The 15,570-nt window shown below is 64.6% G+C and carries 13 protein-coding genes; 8 read left to right on the forward strand and 5 right to left on the reverse strand.

Annotation, left to right across the window (positions count from 1 at the left end):
- Positions 1–7: 7 nt before the first annotated feature.
- A complete protein-coding gene (locus BM193_RS04215) occupies positions 8–904 on the forward strand; it encodes an SMP-30/gluconolactonase/LRE family protein (RefSeq protein WP_092795618.1) in 897 nt (298 codons plus the stop codon).
- A gap of 106 nt (positions 905–1,010) precedes the next feature.
- Here the strand turns inward: BM193_RS04215 and BM193_RS04220 are convergent, their stop codons facing one another.
- Positions 1,011–1,964, reverse strand: a complete 954-nt coding sequence (locus tag BM193_RS04220) for a chemotaxis protein (RefSeq protein ID WP_092795620.1) — start codon at positions 1,962–1,964, stop codon at positions 1,011–1,013.
- A gap of 565 nt (positions 1,965–2,529) precedes the next feature.
- Between BM193_RS04220 and zwf the strand changes: the two genes are divergently transcribed.
- The 3 genes from zwf (at position 2,530) to tal (ending at position 6,201) form a co-directional block, all read left to right on the forward strand.
- The gene (gene zwf, locus BM193_RS04225; RefSeq protein ID WP_092795622.1) at positions 2,530–4,002 is read left to right on the forward strand and encodes a glucose-6-phosphate dehydrogenase; all 1,473 of its coding nucleotides are present in this window, start codon (positions 2,530–2,532) and stop codon (positions 4,000–4,002) included.
- 278 nt (positions 4,003–4,280) lie between these two features.
- Positions 4,281–5,135, forward strand: a complete 855-nt coding sequence (locus tag BM193_RS04230; RefSeq protein WP_034750862.1) for an SIS domain-containing protein — start codon at positions 4,281–4,283, stop codon at positions 5,133–5,135.
- A 130-nt stretch (positions 5,136–5,265) separates the two neighbouring features.
- Complete coding sequence (tal, locus tag BM193_RS04235; protein WP_092795624.1) at positions 5,266–6,201, forward strand: transaldolase; 936 nt, start codon at positions 5,266–5,268, stop codon at positions 6,199–6,201.
- A 69-nt stretch (positions 6,202–6,270) separates the two neighbouring features.
- On the opposite strand, the gene BM193_RS04240 is transcribed toward tal, so the two are convergent.
- Positions 6,271–7,119, reverse strand: a complete 849-nt coding sequence (locus BM193_RS04240; protein WP_092832222.1) for a hypothetical protein — start codon at positions 7,117–7,119, stop codon at positions 6,271–6,273.
- 210 nt (positions 7,120–7,329) lie between these two features.
- Between BM193_RS04240 and BM193_RS04245 the strand changes: the two genes are divergently transcribed.
- The 3 genes from BM193_RS04245 to BM193_RS04255 all read left to right on the forward strand — a co-directional run bounded on the left by BM193_RS04245 (position 7,330) and on the right by BM193_RS04255 (position 11,535).
- On the forward strand, positions 7,330–8,403 hold the full coding sequence (locus tag BM193_RS04245) for a patatin-like phospholipase family protein (RefSeq protein ID WP_092795628.1): 1,074 nt from the start codon (positions 7,330–7,332) through the stop codon (positions 8,401–8,403).
- Positions 8,404–8,522: 119 nt separating this feature from the next.
- The gene (locus tag BM193_RS04250; protein ID WP_092795630.1) at positions 8,523–10,241 is read left to right on the forward strand and encodes a methyl-accepting chemotaxis protein; all 1,719 of its coding nucleotides are present in this window, start codon (positions 8,523–8,525) and stop codon (positions 10,239–10,241) included.
- Positions 10,242–10,362: 121 nt separating this feature from the next.
- Positions 10,363–11,535, forward strand: a complete 1,173-nt coding sequence (locus BM193_RS04255) for a tetratricopeptide repeat protein (protein WP_175533141.1) — start codon at positions 10,363–10,365, stop codon at positions 11,533–11,535.
- On the opposite strand, the gene hemW is transcribed toward BM193_RS04255, so the two are convergent.
- From hemW to rph, 3 genes are all read right to left on the reverse strand, one after another.
- Entirely contained in the window at positions 11,532–12,806 is a 1,275-nt protein-coding gene (gene hemW / locus BM193_RS04260) for a radical SAM family heme chaperone HemW (protein WP_092795634.1), read from the reverse strand. The genes BM193_RS04255 and hemW overlap by 4 nt on opposite strands.
- Positions 12,803–13,387 carry an RdgB/HAM1 family non-canonical purine NTP pyrophosphatase gene (gene rdgB / locus BM193_RS04265; RefSeq protein ID WP_092795636.1) on the reverse strand — a complete coding sequence of 195 codons (585 nt, stop codon included), beginning with the start codon at positions 13,385–13,387 and terminating at the stop codon, positions 12,803–12,805. The genes hemW and rdgB overlap by 4 nt, the downstream gene beginning before the upstream one ends.
- Positions 13,388–13,525: 138 nt before the next feature.
- Positions 13,526–14,254 (reverse strand): ribonuclease PH, encoded by a 729-nt coding sequence (gene rph / locus BM193_RS04270; RefSeq protein ID WP_070303642.1) that lies wholly within the window; start codon positions 14,252–14,254, stop codon positions 13,526–13,528.
- Between the two features lie 313 nt (positions 14,255–14,567).
- On the opposite strand from rph, the gene BM193_RS04275 reads away from it, so the two are divergent.
- Positions 14,568–15,458 (forward strand): YicC/YloC family endoribonuclease, encoded by an 891-nt coding sequence (locus BM193_RS04275; RefSeq protein WP_092795637.1) that lies wholly within the window; start codon positions 14,568–14,570, stop codon positions 15,456–15,458.
- Positions 15,459–15,570 lie beyond the last annotated feature (112 nt).

Genomic DNA, 15,570 nt, shown 5'->3' on the forward strand with positions numbered 1-15,570 from the left:
GAGGTTTATGAATATTTACGAAATCAAGGTCGTCAGCGACAAAGCCATGCAAGTGGGCGAATGCCCGCTGTGGCATGGCAAGGAAGCGGCCCTGTACTGGGTCGACATCGACGGGCGCGCCGTGCACAAGCTGCACCCGGCCAGCGGCCAGCACGAACAGTGGGACATGCCGACGGAACCGTCGGCGCTGGCCATCAACGCGGGCGGCGGCCTGATCGTCGCCCTGCGCAGCGGCTTCGCCCACCTCGACACAAAAACGGGCAGCCTGGCGGAAATCGCCCCGGCGCCGTTCGACATGGCCACCACGCGCTTCAACGATGGCAAGGTCGATCCGGCCGGCCGCTTCTGGGTCGGCACGATATTCGAGCCGCGCAGCGCCGATGCGGCGGAAATGTTCGTGCTGGAAAAGGGTCAGGTGCGCAAGGTGTGGTCGGGCGGCATGACGGTGTCGAACGGCCTGGGCTTTTCCCCGGACAAGCGCACCATGTACCACGCAGATACCACCACGCACCGTATCGACCGCTTCGACTTCGACGCGACCACGGGCGCCATTTCCGAGCCGCAACCGTTCCAGCGTTTTTCCATGGACAAGAAGGCGGCGGATTATGGCGGACGCCCGGACGGCGCGGCCGTCGACAGCGAAGGCAATTACTGGGCGGCCATGTTTGAAGGCGGCAAGATTTTGCGCTTCGCCCCCGACGGCCACTTGCTGGGCGAAATCAGCGTGCCCGTGCGCTGCCCCACCATGGTGACGTTTGGCGGCCCCGACCTGCGCACCCTGTACATCACCAGCGCCAGCCACAACCGCTCGGCAGAGGAAATCGCCCACTACCCGCTTACGGGCCACGTGCTGTCCGTGCGCGTGGACGTGGCGGGCCAGCCGGAAACGCCGTACCAGGCGTAATAATACCGGGAATACCGCCGGGGTCAGACCCTCAATGCCGCTCACTCAGAGGCTTGTGCTGTCGCCCCCGGGGGTCTGACCCCAGCTTTTCGACCTTGGGTTGAAATTACCGCGCCAATACCTTGCGGATCGTTTCCGCCAATTCAGCCGCCACAAACTTGGCCACATAACCATCGGCGCCCACGCCCTTGACGTGGTCTTCGTTGGTCGAACCCGTCAGGGACGAGTGGATCACCACGGGGATGTTGGCGAAGCGGCCATCGTTCTTGATGTTGCGCGTCAGGGTAAAGCCATCCATTTCCGGCATTTCCAGGTCGGTCAGCACCAGCGCGATTTTGTCTTTCGCCGTCTTGCCTTCCGTTGCCGCCTGGGCCGAGATCGCCTGCAGGCGTTCCCACGCTTCCTTGCCCGTCTTGGTCATGATGAAGGGCACGCCCATCGCCTCAAGCCCCTTTTCGATCAGCGAACGGGCCAGCGAGGAATCGTCGGCCGCCAGGATCACGGCGCCCGCCGGCAGGCGCACCTGCGGGCCGATGCTGTTCTCGTCCACGTCCGGGTCGCCCGACGGCAGCACGTTGCGCAGGATCTGCTCCACGTCCAGCACTTGCGCCAGGCGCGTCTTGTCCGTGTCGCCATCGAGGCGCGCGATACTGGTGACGAGGCCGCCACCGACGCTCGATTCGGCCGACAGCACCTGGTTCCATTCCAGACGCACGATTTCATCGACCTCTTCCACGGCAAACGCCTGCGTCGAGCGGGCGAATTCCGTCACCATCAGGATCTTCAAGCCGTTGCTCTTGCAGCCGACCGCCATCGGCAAGTCGATCACGGGCACGATCTGGCCACGGATGTTCACCACGCCCAGCATGTGCGGATGCGAACCGGCGACGGCCGTGATGGCCGGCATTTCCATGATCTCCCGTACTTTGAACACATTGATGCCGAACAGTTCGCGGCTGGTCGAGTGATCACTGGTGCCCAGCTTGAACAGGAACAGCTCGAATTTGTTATTGCCTGTCAGGCTGGTACGTTCATCGACATCTTGCTGCATTGAATTCATTGTGTCCCCTTGTGCCGTCTTGTAAAGTTAAGTCTGCCTGCCCGCGAAGCGGACCAGGCTGACTGCATGCCGCATGGGCGTCGGGAGGCGGGTTCGGGGCATGGCCGGCGCTAACGGTGCAGTGGTGTGATCGTGCAAATTCATACAACCAATAGTTGCTATTGATTCGAGTCTGAATTATACGGTTTTTTACTTTCCACAAAGCTACTTTACGCCGCCAGCGGCCATCCTGGCGGCATTTCTTGACTTGCTTGTTGCTACAACGCAAATCGTGATGCAAAGCATGGAAAATTTCCCCAGCAACCATGGTTTCTTTGCAAAGCCGCGCTGCGATCACGTCCGCGCACCGGTACCGGGGAAGGGCCTATAATGGCTGCGCAAGATCGCCGCACTGGCAGGCATGGCAAAAGCCCCACGCCTGCAGCATGAATGTAGTAAAATTTCTTGCAATTGCCACTTCTACGTAGTAAATTTACACCACGATTTCAAGTAGCGACAGACTGGCACTTCCGGTCGGCCTCCTCCCCGCTCCGGCTCTTTTACTTTTGCGACGACACTCACACTTATGGCTCTTACCGATTTTGACCTGGTCCTGTTTGGCGGCAGCGGCGATTTAGCAATGCGCAAATTGCTGCCTGCCATGTATGCGCGCGACGTCGCGAACGACTTGCCGCCCACGGCGCGCATCATCTGCGTCGGCCGCCAGGACAGCGGCCAGGAAGCGTTCCTGAAAATGGTGGAAAGCAATGCCCGCCCGCACATCAAGGCCAGCACCCTGAACGCCGCCACCTGGAGCCGCTTCTGCGCGCGCATCGTGTACGTGTCGCTCAACGCCAGCGATGCCAAGACTTACGCGCCACTGGTCGAAGCGCTGCGCGACGGCGCCGAGCTGACGCGCGTGTACTACCTGGCCACGCCGCCGCATTTGTTCGCGCTGATCTGCGACAACCTGGAAGAAAATGGCCTCGTCACGCCGAACTCGCGCGTGGTGCTGGAAAAACCGCTGGGCCGCGACCTGGCCAGCGCCAAGCAGATCAACGCCGAAGTGGGCAAGGTGTTCCAGGAATCGCAGATCTACCGTATCGACCATTACCTGGGCAAGGAAACCGTGCAGAACTTGCTGGCCCTGCGCTTTGGCAACGTGCTGTTCGAACCGCTGTGGCGCCGCGAATGGATTTCCGACGTGCAGATCACCATCGCCGAGAAACTCGGCGTGGGCAACCGCATGGGTTACTACGACACCTCGGGCGCGCTGCGCGACATGCTGCAAAACCATCTGCTGCAACTGCTGTGCATCGTCGCCATGGAACCGCCGACCTCGATCGCGCCGGACGCCGTGCGCGATGAAAAGCTGCAAGTGCTGCGCTCGCTGAAAAAATTCACGCCCACCACGCTGGCGCAGAACATCGTGCGCGGCCAGTACCGCGCCGGCCACGTGGACGGTGTCACCGTGCCGAGCTACCGCGACGAGCCGGACGCGCCCGAACATTCGCGCACCGAGACCTTCGTTGCGCTGAAGGCGGAAATCGACACCTGGCGCTGGGCCGGCGTGCCGTTCTACCTGCGCACGGGCAAGCGCATGGCCGACAGCCTGGCCGAGATCGTCGTGCGTTTCAAACAGATCCCGCACTCGATCTTCAACCAGCCGACGTCGAGCTTCCAGCCGAACTGCCTGGTGATCCGCTTGCAGCCCGACGAAGGCTTGCGCATGAACCTGATGGCGAAAACGCCGGGCGACGGCATGCGCTTGAAACCGGCGGAACTGGAACTCGATTTCCGCGAATCGTTCAAGACGCCGCGCATGGACGCCTACGAGCGATTGCTGCTCGACGTGCTGCGCGGCCAGCTGACCCTGTTCATGCGCGGCGACGAACTGGAAGCGGCCTGGGAATGGGTCGAGCCGATTCTCGACAACTGGGAACAGAACGACAGCGCACCGATTCCGTACACGGCCGGCACCTGGGGCCCGGCCGCGGCCAGCGCCCTGATCGGCCGCGATGGCTTGCAGTGGCGTGAAGAAGCCTTGCCAGAGGACTAAGCTAGCAAGGCAAGGAGTCTGGCCTTGCAAGGCCAGACCGTTACGCAGGCGCGGAGCGGTGCTCCGCGAATTCCCTGCTTCACCCTTGCCAGAGGACTAAGCTAGCAAGGCAAGGAGCCTTGCAAGGCATGGCCGTTGCGCTAAGCGCCAGGAGCATTTGGCGCTTACCCCGCACAGCGAAAATACTGGGGTCGGACCCTGAGGGTCCGACCCCGGCAGTTTGCCGTTGGGGTGAAAAGGACGCGAACTTAACAGCGTTACCGATAGAAGATTAATCAATGCTACTCGACTCCATCCGCACCCAGCTCGATTCGCTCTCCAAGTCGGAGAAGAAGGTCGCGCTGGCCGTGCTTGACCAGCCCAACCAGACGGTCAGCCAGAACATCACGGCGCTGGCGAAAAGCGCGCAGGTGTCGGAACCGACCGTGGTGCGCTTTTGCCGCACCCTCGGCTATGACGGCTGGCATGAATTCAAGCTCAAGCTGGCGCAGGGACTGGCCCTGGCCATGCCGGGCGCGAACGAGCAGCCGGCGCAGGACGACCTGGCCGCCGACCTGGTGAATAAAATCTGCAGCCGCTCGATCAACACCCTGCTCGACCTGCGCAACAACCTGAATCCGGAAGCGATCCAGCGCGCGCTCGACATCCTGTCGCGCGCCAGCAAGATCGAATTCTATGGCCAGGGCACGTCGGGCATCGTGGCGGCCGACGCACAGCACAAGTTCTTCCGCTCGGGCGTGCCGACGGTGGCCTACAGCGATCCGAACATCCACAGCATCGCCGCGGCGCTGCTGCGCGGCGGCGACTGCCTGGTGGCCATCTCGCAGCGCGGCAACAGCCCCGCCCTCGTGCGCTCCGTGAAACTGGCGCGCCGCGGCGGCGCCGACGTCGTCGTGCTGGCACCATCGGGCACGCCGCTGGCCGACCTGGCCACGGTGCTGATCCCCATCGACCTGGTCTTCAATACCGATCCGTACACGCCGATCTCGGCGCGCCTGGCCTACCTGGTGGTGATCGACGTGCTGGCCGTGGGCCTGGCCCTGCAGCGGGGGCCGGAATTCCGCAAGAAGATGCAGAACGCGCAGAAGGCGCTGCAGGAATTCGACATGCAGTTCGATTCGTTTATCGGCTAAAAAGCGGCAATCCGGGGTCGGACCCGCCGGGTCTGCCCCCGGCACTTTCGCCCTGGGATCAAAAACGCCGCCACCGTCCCGCATTCGGTACAATAGTCCGGCAAGCCCATTCACTCTTTCCCGTGCAGCCATGAACCAACTCGAACAACTGAAGCAATTTACTACCGTGGTGGCCGACACCGGCGACTTCCAATCGATCCAGGCGTACACGCCGCGCGACGCGACGACGAATCCATCGCTGATCCTGAAAGCCGTGCAGAAGGCCGAATACAAGCCGCTGCTGGAAAAGGCCGTGCGCGACCATCCGAACGCCTCGAATGGCGAGATCATCGACCGCCTGCTGATCGCGTTTGGCGTGGAAATCCTGCAAACCATTCCCGGCCGCGTCTCGACCGAAGTCGATGCGCGCCTGTCCTTCGACGTCGCCGGCACGGTGGCCAAGGGCCGCGACCTGATCGCCCTGTACTCGAACGCGGGCATCGCGCGCGAGCGCGTGCTGATCAAGATGGCCTCCACCTGGGAAGGCATCCGCGCCGCCGAGATCCTGGAAAAGGAAGGCATCCGCTGCAACATGACCCTGCTGTTCTCGCTGGCCCAGGCCATCGCCTGCGCCGAAGCGGGCGCACAGCTGATTTCGCCATTCGTCGGCCGCATCTACGACTGGTACAAGAAATCGACGGGCATCGACTACGTGGGCGCGGAAGACCCGGGCGTGCAATCGGTCAAGCGCATCTACAATTACTACCGCAAGTTCGGCTACAAGACCGAAGTGATGGGCGCGAGCTTCCGCAACACCTCGCAAATCCTCGAACTGGCCGGCTGCGACCTGCTGACCATCAGCCCCGACCTGCTGCAGCAGCTGGCCGACAGCGATGCGCCGGTGGAGCGCAAGCTGAGCGCCGAAGCGGCGCCGTCCGCCAACATCGTGCAGATGTCGCTGAACGAGGAAGCCTTCCGCTTCATGATGAATGAAGACGCGATGGCGACGGAAAAACTGGCCGAAGGCATCCGCGCCTTCTGCGTCGATTCCGGCAAGCTGAAACAGATGATCGCGGCGCTGCGCTAATCCGGGCCTGCGTCAAGAAAAGCGGCGTCCGTGCACTGCACGGACGCCGCTTTTTTCATGCAGGACCGATCAGGAGCAGCGGAAGGTGGCCACGCCCTGATAGTTGCCGCCGTTGGCCAGTTGCACCTTGTAGGCGGACAGCAGCAGATAGCGGCCGGTGCCGCCATCGCCCAGCATCAGCTGCGCGCCCGTGCCACTCGACAGATAGCCGCCCGTGATGCTGCTCGACGCCGGCGAAGCGATGCTCGTGGAAGCCGTCACCTTGCCCGTGCTGCCGCCGGCGCTGGCGTCGATGGCCAGTACGATCCTGGCGCCCGAGCCATCGAAGGCGATGCTGGCATTGCCGCTGGCCGTGCCGAAGTTGGCGCTCGACGGGACGTTGCCGCCGCCGGTGTAGCTTGGCGCCGTGAACGTGCCTGCGTCGCAGGTGAACGTGCCGCTCGCCGGCAGCGCGGCGAGCACGTTATAGACGACGTAATGCGCGCTGGCATTGTTGCCCGTCAAGGTCGTGGCGCCGGTGCTGCTGCTGAACGCGCCCTTGAACCAGCGTCCCTGCGCAAAGCTCGCGTCGCCGCTGATCTCGTGCGTCACGGACGGGTTGCCCGTCAGGACGATGCTGCCGATGGTGCTCAAGGCGCCGGAGGCGTCCTGTACCAGCGTGCTGGCCTTGCCATTGCTCTGCAAGCCGATCGACGTAAAGATGAAACGGCTGTTGTCGCCATTGGCAAAACGGGCGCTGACGGCGCCCGTGCTGTCGCCGGTGAGCGTGGGCGTGACGGGTACGACCGGCGGCGTGACGGGCACCACGGGCGGGTTCACGGCGACAGCCGGGTCGGCCGGGGAGGACGAGCCGCCACCGCCGCAGGCAGCGAGGGAGCCGGCGATGAGGGTCAAAACAAAAGCGTGATTCAATTGCATGCTATTCCAATAAAAAAGACGTGACGCGTCCTTGGCACATGCCAAAAACTTAACGCCGAGCATTATGCAATATTTCCCAGGAGAATGCTTATTCAAAAGAAAATCACTAATACTAACAATGTGACGATAGCGCGCACGACTGTGTCGCGGCGCCACGCTGAAGGTAGAATACAAAGCTACCGTCCGCTTCTTGCTTGCCAACGTCACTCCATGCAATCACCGATCACCATCCGCCTGGGCCGCCGCGCCCGCGCCCGCATCGCCGCACACGGCGTGCGTGCCAGTGATATCGCCATCGTCCCCGCCGCCGCGGGCGGGCCGAAAGGCCTGATCCTGCACCAGCTCGACTGTTGGCTGTTCGGCGAATTCTTGCCGCAGGCACCGCGCCCGCGCCACTTCGTCGGCGCCTCGATCGGCGCCTGGCGCATGGCGGCCGCCGTGTTTCCCGATCCCGTCGCCGCGCAGCGCCGACTGGTGCGCGAATACGTGGGCCAGCGCTATCCGGACAAACCCGATGCCGCCCACGTCAGCCGCACCTGCCGCGCCCTGCTCGACGCCGTGCTCGATGGCCAGGATGCGCAATTGCTGCAGCATGGCCGGCACAGCCTGGGCGTGCTGGCCGTGCGCGGCATCGGCGCGCTGGCGCAGCCGGGCACCTGGCGCGACCGGCGCGGCTTCCTGCTGGCGGCGGCCAACAACGCCGTGGCGCGCGCGCGCCTGGCCGCCTCGCTCGAACGCGTGGTCTTCCATGCGGGCGCGGATGGGGCCAGCTGGCTGCGTTCGCGCTTCGACGCCTTTCATTCGCACTTCGTGCCGCTGGCGCAGGACAACCTGCGCGATGCGCTGCTCGCGTCCGGTTCCATCCCGCTGGTGCTCGATGCCGTGACGGACATCGCCGGCGCGCCACCCGGGCGCTACTGGGACGGCGGCCTGGTCGACTACCACCTGCACCTGCCCTACCAGCGCGAGCCGGACCTGGTGCTGTACCCGCATTTCGCCGACCATCTCGTGCCGGGCTGGCTGGACAAGGCCATGCCGTGGCGCCGCGCGCGCGCCGGCGATAGCGCGCTGGACAACATGATCCTCGTCTCGCCCTCGCGCGACTTCATTGCCAGCTTGCCGAACGGCAAACTGCCGGACCGGCGCGACTTCCCCCACTATGGCCAGGACCACGCGGGGCGCATGCGCGACTGGCGCCGCGCCATCGCCGAAAGCGAGCGCATGGCCGCCGCCTTCGCCCGCTGGGCCGAGCAGCCGGACTTGCGCCAGGCGGGCGATCTGTAGCACGGGCGTGCCTGCAACAGTCACGGCAACAGGCACTTGTTTCGCTTACCTATCGGTCACTTATCGGTGCATACTATGTCGCACAGGCAATTAAATCCCCTTGCGACAGGAGCCCGACCATGCACGCCCTCTCCCACCTTCGTATCGGCACGCGCCTGGCAGCGGGTTTCGCGCTGGTGCTGCTGCTGTCCGTGATTTCCACCTCGTACGCGCTGTACAGCGCCCACGTCAATGCCGAGGCGACCCGGCAAATGATGGAAAAACCGCTGGCCAAGGAACGCCTGGTGTCGGACTGGTACGTGCTGATTTATTCGGCCATCGCGCGCACCTCGATGATCGCCAAAAGCACGGATGAAACCCTGTCGAACGTCTTTGCCGAGACCATCGCCGACAGCACGAAACAGGGCGGCGAACTGCTGAAGAAAATAGAGGCCCTGCTCGACAGCGACGAGGAAAAAGCCACCTTCAAGGCCTCCATCGCCGAGCGCGTCAAATACCAGGATGCCAAGACCCTGGTGATGAATGCGCGCAAGGCGGGCAACGCGGCGCAGGCGGAAAACACCTACCGCGACAGCTTCGCGCCGGCCGCCGCCAATTACCAGAACAACGTCAAGGCCCTGCTGGCGCAGCAGCGCAAGGCCATCGACGCCACGGCGCTGGCGATCGAGGCGGCCAACGAACGCAGCTTCACCCTGCTGCTGACCCTGTGCGCGCTGGTGGTGGCCCTGGGCAGCGTCTGCGCCTGGCTGATCACGCGCTCGATCACCGTGCCGCTGCAGGCGGCCGTGAAGGTGGCGGAAACGGTGGCCGACGGCGACTTGCGCACGCATTTCGGTCCGGCCGCCAGCGATGAAATCGGCGACCTGATGCGCGCCCTGCACGGCATGAACGAAGCGCTGCGCAAGGTGGTGTCGGAAGTCCAGACGGGCACCAACGCGATCGCCACGGCGTCGGGCGAAATCGCCGCCGGCAACCAGGATTTGTCGGCGCGCACGGAACAGCAGGCCAGCTCGCTGGAAGAGACGGCATCGTCGATGGAAGAACTCACCAGCACCGTCAAGCAGAACGCGGACAACGCGCGCCAGGCCAACCAGATGGCGGTGGCCGCGTCCGGCGTGGCCGAACGGGGCGGCAGCATCGTCAGCCAGGTGGTCGACACCATGGGCGCCATCGACACGGCGTCGACGAAAATCGTCGACATCATCGGCGTCATCGACGGCATCGCCTTCCAGACGAATATCCTGGCGCTGAACGCGGCCGTCGAGGCGGCGCGCGCCGGCGAGCAGGGGCGCGGCTTTGCCGTCGTCGCCACGGAGGTGCGCAGCCTGGCACAGCGCTCGGCCGCGGCGGCGCGCGAAATCAAGACCCTGATCGGCGACTCGGTGGAGCAGGTCAACAACGGCACGCGGCTGGTGCAGCAGGCCGGCAGCACCATGGGCGAAGTGGTCGACAGCGTGCGCCGCGTTACCGACATCATGGCCGAGATCACGGCCGCCAGCGCCGAGCAAAGCATGGGCATCGACCAGGTCAACCAGGCGATCGCGCAGATGGACCAGGTGACGCAGCAAAACGCCGCCCTGGTGGAAGAAGCGGCGGCCGCCGCCGAGAGCATGCAGGACCAGGCGGCGCGCCTGGCGCAGGTGGCGGCCGGCTTCCAGCTGGAGCACATGGCGGCAGCGGCGGCGCCGGCACGCGCCGCGCGGCCGGTCAAGGCCGCGCCACCCGGCGTGCCCCGTCTGGCGCCACAGCGCAAGCCGGCCAGCGCGCCGCCAGCGGCCGCCACGCCGCGCAAGCCCTCCGCGCATGTCGGCGGCGAGCAGGACTGGGAAGAATTTTAGGCCGGCGCCTGGCCGGGCCAGCAAAGTATTTGACAGCCGGGCCGGGCGCGCCGATACTGGTTTCAGGTGGGACTGGCGCGCCACCGCACGATGCACCAGCCGGCGCCTCCAGGGAGAGACCATGCGCCCCTATCTTGTTACCGCCCAGTGCCTGCTGCGCCTGGGCGCCATTGTGCTCTGCGCCGCCCTGGCAGCCTGCGCCGCCACGCCAGTGGCCAGCCTGCCCCCCGTCTTCAACGATGCCGACTTCGCGCCCGCCGCGGCGATAGACGCGGGCCAAGTCTTCGCCGTCAATGATGTGATGCGGCACTATATACAGGACGAGGTGCGGCACGCGGCGCGCAACGGCAATCCCCGCGTGGCCCTGTACGACGCCCTGTACGACAAATCCAGGCTGAAGCTTGAATACGATGCGGCCATGACGCGCAATGCGCGCGAGACGTTCGCCGCGCGCAGCGGCAATTGCCTGTCGCTGGTGATCATGACGGCGGCGCTGGCGCATGAAATGGGCTTGCAGGTGCGCTACCAGGAAGTGCTGGGCGAAGAGAGCTGGAGCCGCAGCGGCGACATGTATTTTGTCGCCGGCCACGTCAACCTGGTGCTGGGCAGGGGCTTGAGCGAGAACCCGAACAACTACGATGCCAAGGGCATGATGGTGATCGACTTCCTGCCCGCCGGCGACGTGGCGGGCTACCGCACGCGCGAAATCAGCGAAGCGACCGTGCTGGCCATGTACATGAACAACCGCGCCGCCGAAACCATGAGCGAAGGGCAGCTGGACCAGGCTTACTGGTGGGCCAGGGCGGCCATCGGACAGGATCCGTCGTTCAGCAGCGCCTACAACACCCTGGGCGTGATCCAGTTCCGCCACGGCAATCTGGAGCAGGCACGGCGCACGCTGGCCCATGCGCTGACCCGCACGCCGGACAATACCGTGCTGCTGTCGAACCTGGCCCAGGCGCTGGAAGCGTCGGGCCTGCCGGGCGAAGCGCTGCCGCTGCGCAGGCGCCTGCTGGCGCTGCAGCCGCAACCGCCGTTCTACTACTTCAACCAGGGCAAGGCGGCCATGCGGCAAGGCGACTATGCGCAAGCCATCCGCCTGTTTTCACGCGAACTGGCGCGCGATCCCTACTACCATGAATTTCACTTCGGGCTGGCGCAGGCGTACGCGCGCATGGGACAACTCTCGCAGGCGGACAAGCAGCTGGAACTGGCGATGGACAACAGCACCACGCGCAGCGACCACACCCTGTATGCGGCCAAGCTGCAGCGCCTGCGCGCCGTCGCGCATTAATCTTCCAGGAACATCTGCTGCAGGTCGTTCAGGAAGCACAGGCCCAGTTCCGTCGGCCGGATGAGCTGGTGGTCGCGGTACAACAGGCCTTTCGCCTCGGCCGCATTGAGCGGCTGCTCGATGGCGTTGATGGCCAGGCCCGTGCGCTCGGTGAACAGGTTCGGCGAAAAACCCTGCGTCAGGCGCAGGGTATTGAGCATGAATTCAAAGCCCATTTCCTCGCGTGCCAGCTCGCGCTCTTCCTGTACCGGATTGCCGGCGCCAACGGCGTCCATGTAGGCCTTCGGCTGCTTGTAGCGGGCCTGGCGCAGCACGCGGTGCGGGAACGAGATTTTACTGTGCGCGCCCGCGCCGATGCCGATATAGTCGCCGAATTCCCAGTAGTTGCGGTTATGCCTGGCCTGGCGGCCCGGCTGCGCATAGGCCGACACTTCATAGCGGCCATAGCCCGCCTGCGCGGCGCGCGCGGCCACCATGTCGGCGATGTCGGCGCTCTCGTCGTCATCGGGCAGCACCGGCGGATACTTGGCGAACAGGGTGTTCGGTTCCATGGTCAGGTGGTACAGCGACAGGTGCGGCGGCGCGAACGCCAGCGCCGTGTCGAGGTCCTGCTGCGCCTCGGCCAAGGTCTGCGTGGGCAGCGCGTACATCAGGTCGAGGTTGAAATTGTCGAAATGCGCATGCGCGATGTCCACCGCGCGGCGCGCCTCGTCGTCGTCGTGGATGCGCCCCAGCGCCTGCAGATGGCGGCCATTGAAACTCTGGATGCCGATCGACAGGCGGTTGATGCCGCTGGCCCGGTAGGACTTGAACTTGTCCGTTTCAAACGTGCCCGGATTGGCTTCCATGGTGATTTCGCAGTCGGGCTCCAGTGGCAGCAGGGTGCGCACGTCCGACATCAGCCGGTCCAGTCCCGCCGCCGACATCAGGCTGGGCGTGCCGCCACCGATGAAGATGGTGTGGATCTTGCGGCCCCAGATCAATGGCAGCGCCATTTCCAGGTCCAGCCGCAGGGCCGCCAGGTAGTCGTCTTCCGGGAAGCTGCCGCGCACCTCGTGCGAATTGAAATCGCAATACGGGCATTTTTTCACGCACCACGGGAAGTGGATGTACAGCGACAGCGGCGGCAGGGCCGTCAGGTTCAGCGCGCCCGGCTGCAGGTATTTCAGGGCCGCGCCGGCGGCGCCGGAAATGCCCTCCTGCGGCACCGGCGCGGCTCCCGCCTTGGCGCCAGGCCTGGCAACGGCACCCACCAGTTTGATCGGGATCATCGCAGCTTTTCCACCAGCGCGCGCAGGGCCTGGCCGCGGTGCGACAGCGCGTTCTTTTCATCGGACGTCAGTTCGGCGGCGCATTTGCCCAGCGCGGGAAGGTAGAAATGCGGATCGTAGCCGAAGCCGCCCTGGCCGCGCGGCGCGGCAATCATCTCGCCGTTCCAGCGGCCATCGGCGATCACCGGCTGCGGATCGTCCGCATGGCGCACGTACACCAGCACGCAATAGTAGTACGCGGACTTGTCGGCATGCGCTTCCAGGTCGGCGATCAGCTTGGCGCTGTTGGCGGCGTCCGATTTCGGCTCGCCCGCATAGCGGGCCGAATACACGCCCGGCGCGCCGCCGAGCGCATTGACGCAGACGCCGGAATCGTCGGCCAGCGCCGGCAAGCCCGTCAGGCGCGACGCGTGGCGGGCCTTTTGCAGCGCGTTTTCAACGAAGGTGTGGAAGGGCTCGTCGCTTTCGGGTACGTCGTACTCGCCCTGGGCGTGCACGGAAAAACCGATGGTCGAGAGCAGCTCGTTGAATTCCTTGAGCTTGCCGGCGTTGTTGGAGGCGAGGATGAGGCGTTGGGTCATGTCAGTAGTCCGGTTGAAGTGCCGACATTGTAAACCTTTTGCGCTCCCCTCACCGTGGCCCGCTGCCGCGCCCGACGGCGGCGGATGTGGGCTTTTTGCCCGGCGCGGCGGGCGGCGATGTGTAAATCTATGTAAAGATCAGATCCCCAATGCCTGCTTCTGCATGGCGATCAGATCGGCGATGCCGCCTTGCGCCAGATCCAGCAGGCGGTTCATGCCGGCGCGGTCGAACGCGGCGCCTTCGGCCGTGCCCTGCACTTCGATGAAGTGGCCCGCTTCCGTCATCACCACGTTCATGTCCGTGTCGCAGCCCGAGTCTTCCACGTAGTCGAGGTCCAGCACCGGCATGCCCTGGTAGACGCCCACCGAGATGGCGGCGACGAAGCTTTTTACGGGGATGGCCGTGATCGCGCCGCGCGCCTGCAACTGGGAAAACGCGTCATACGCGGCCACCATGGCGCCCGTGATCGAGGCCGTGCGCGTGCCGCCGTCGGCCTGGATCACGTCGCAGTCGAGGTGCAGGGTGCGCTCGCCAAAGGCTTGCAGATCAAAGGCGGCGCGCAGCGAGCGGCCGATCAGGCGCTGGATTTCCTGCGTGCGGCCGGACTGCTTGCCGCGCGCCGCTTCGCGGTCCATGCGCGTGTGCGTCGAGCGGGGCAGCATGCCGTACTCGGCCGTCAGCCAGCCTTGTCCCTTGCCCTTCAGGAAACCCGGCACCTTGTCTTCGATGCTGGCGGTACAGATGACCTTGGTGTCGCCGCACTCGATCAGCACCGAGCCTTCGGCATGCTTGGTGTACTGGCGGGTGATGCGGATGGCGCGCAGCGCGTCGACGGCGCGGCCGCTCGGGCGGGATTCAAATGTCATGGGAGGTCCTGTGTGAGTGGGGGTTGCGGCAGCGATTTTACCACCGCGCCCGCGCACATTTACAGCCATGCAACAGCGCCGCGCCACCACGGCCCGCGGCGGGGGCGCTGCACACATGATCCCTACAATCCTGCCCCGCCATACACAATTTTCTTTACAATGCCGTAAAACGCACACTATTCAGCAATTTTCAGGCCACCGGACGATCCGGCACTGTTTGACGGCGCGGGCGGGTATTGCCTGCGCTGGCTGATTAAGTGTATAAGTGACTGTATACAAGATCAAATCGGGGAATCCTTTGAGCATTTCAAGCATGACAGGCTACGCGGTTGCCACCAGCGAAGGTGCTGCAGGCACACTGACAATTGAAATCAAGAGCGTCAATTCGCGCTTTCTCGACCTGCAATTCCGTATCAACGACGATTTGCGGGCGCTGGAGCCTGACTTGCGCGCCGCCGTCATGTCCGCCATCACGCGCGGCAAGGTGGAGGTACGCCTGAGCTTTGGCCGCAAGGCCGCGACCGCCGGCACGCAGGCGCTGAACCTGCCCCTGCTGACCGAACTGGCGCGCCTGCAAAATGAAGTCGGCCAGCATTTCGTCTCCGCCCCCGTCATGACGGTGGCGGAACTGCTGCGCTGGCCTGGCGTCATCGAAGAAGCGCAAGTGGGGCAGGAATCCCTGCAGGCGGACGTGGGCGCGCTGACCCGCCGCACCGTCGCCGCCTTCGTCGACAGCCGCAAACGCGAAGGCGCGGCGCTCGAAGCCGTGCTGGTTTCGCGCATCGAAGCGATGGAAGCCATCGTCAAGCGCATCACGCCACTGATTCCGCAAGTGGTGGCGGCCTTCCAGCAAAAAGCCATCGAACGCATGCAGGACGCGCTGGGCCTGGCCAGCCAGGGCTCGAATTCGGCCCTGTCGCGCCAGGACGCCATGGAGCGCATCCGCCAGGAAGTCATCCTGTACGGCATCCGCATCGACGTCTCGGAAGAGCTGGCGCGCCTGTCGGCCCACCTGGGCGAGACGCGCCACATCCTCACCAAGGGCGGCCAAGTGGGCAAGCGCCTGGACTTCATGATGCAGGAACTCAACCGCGAAGCGAACACCCTGGGCGCCAAGGCCTCCGTCAAGGAACTGGCCGACGCCTCGATGGATCTGAAGCTGCTGATCGAGCAGATGCGCGAACAAGTGCAGAACCTGGAGTAATGCCCCGGCCATGCCGGCCTCTTTGGGACTGGCCCACCGCCTTGCCTCTTGGTAAAATACCGGATTGGGCGCCGCCTGCGCGAGCATCGGCGCCAACAACACGATTATTGAA

Source organism: Janthinobacterium sp. 344 (assembly GCF_900112025.1).
In the GTDB taxonomy this organism is placed as follows: Bacteria; Pseudomonadota; Gammaproteobacteria; order Burkholderiales; family Burkholderiaceae_D; genus Janthinobacterium.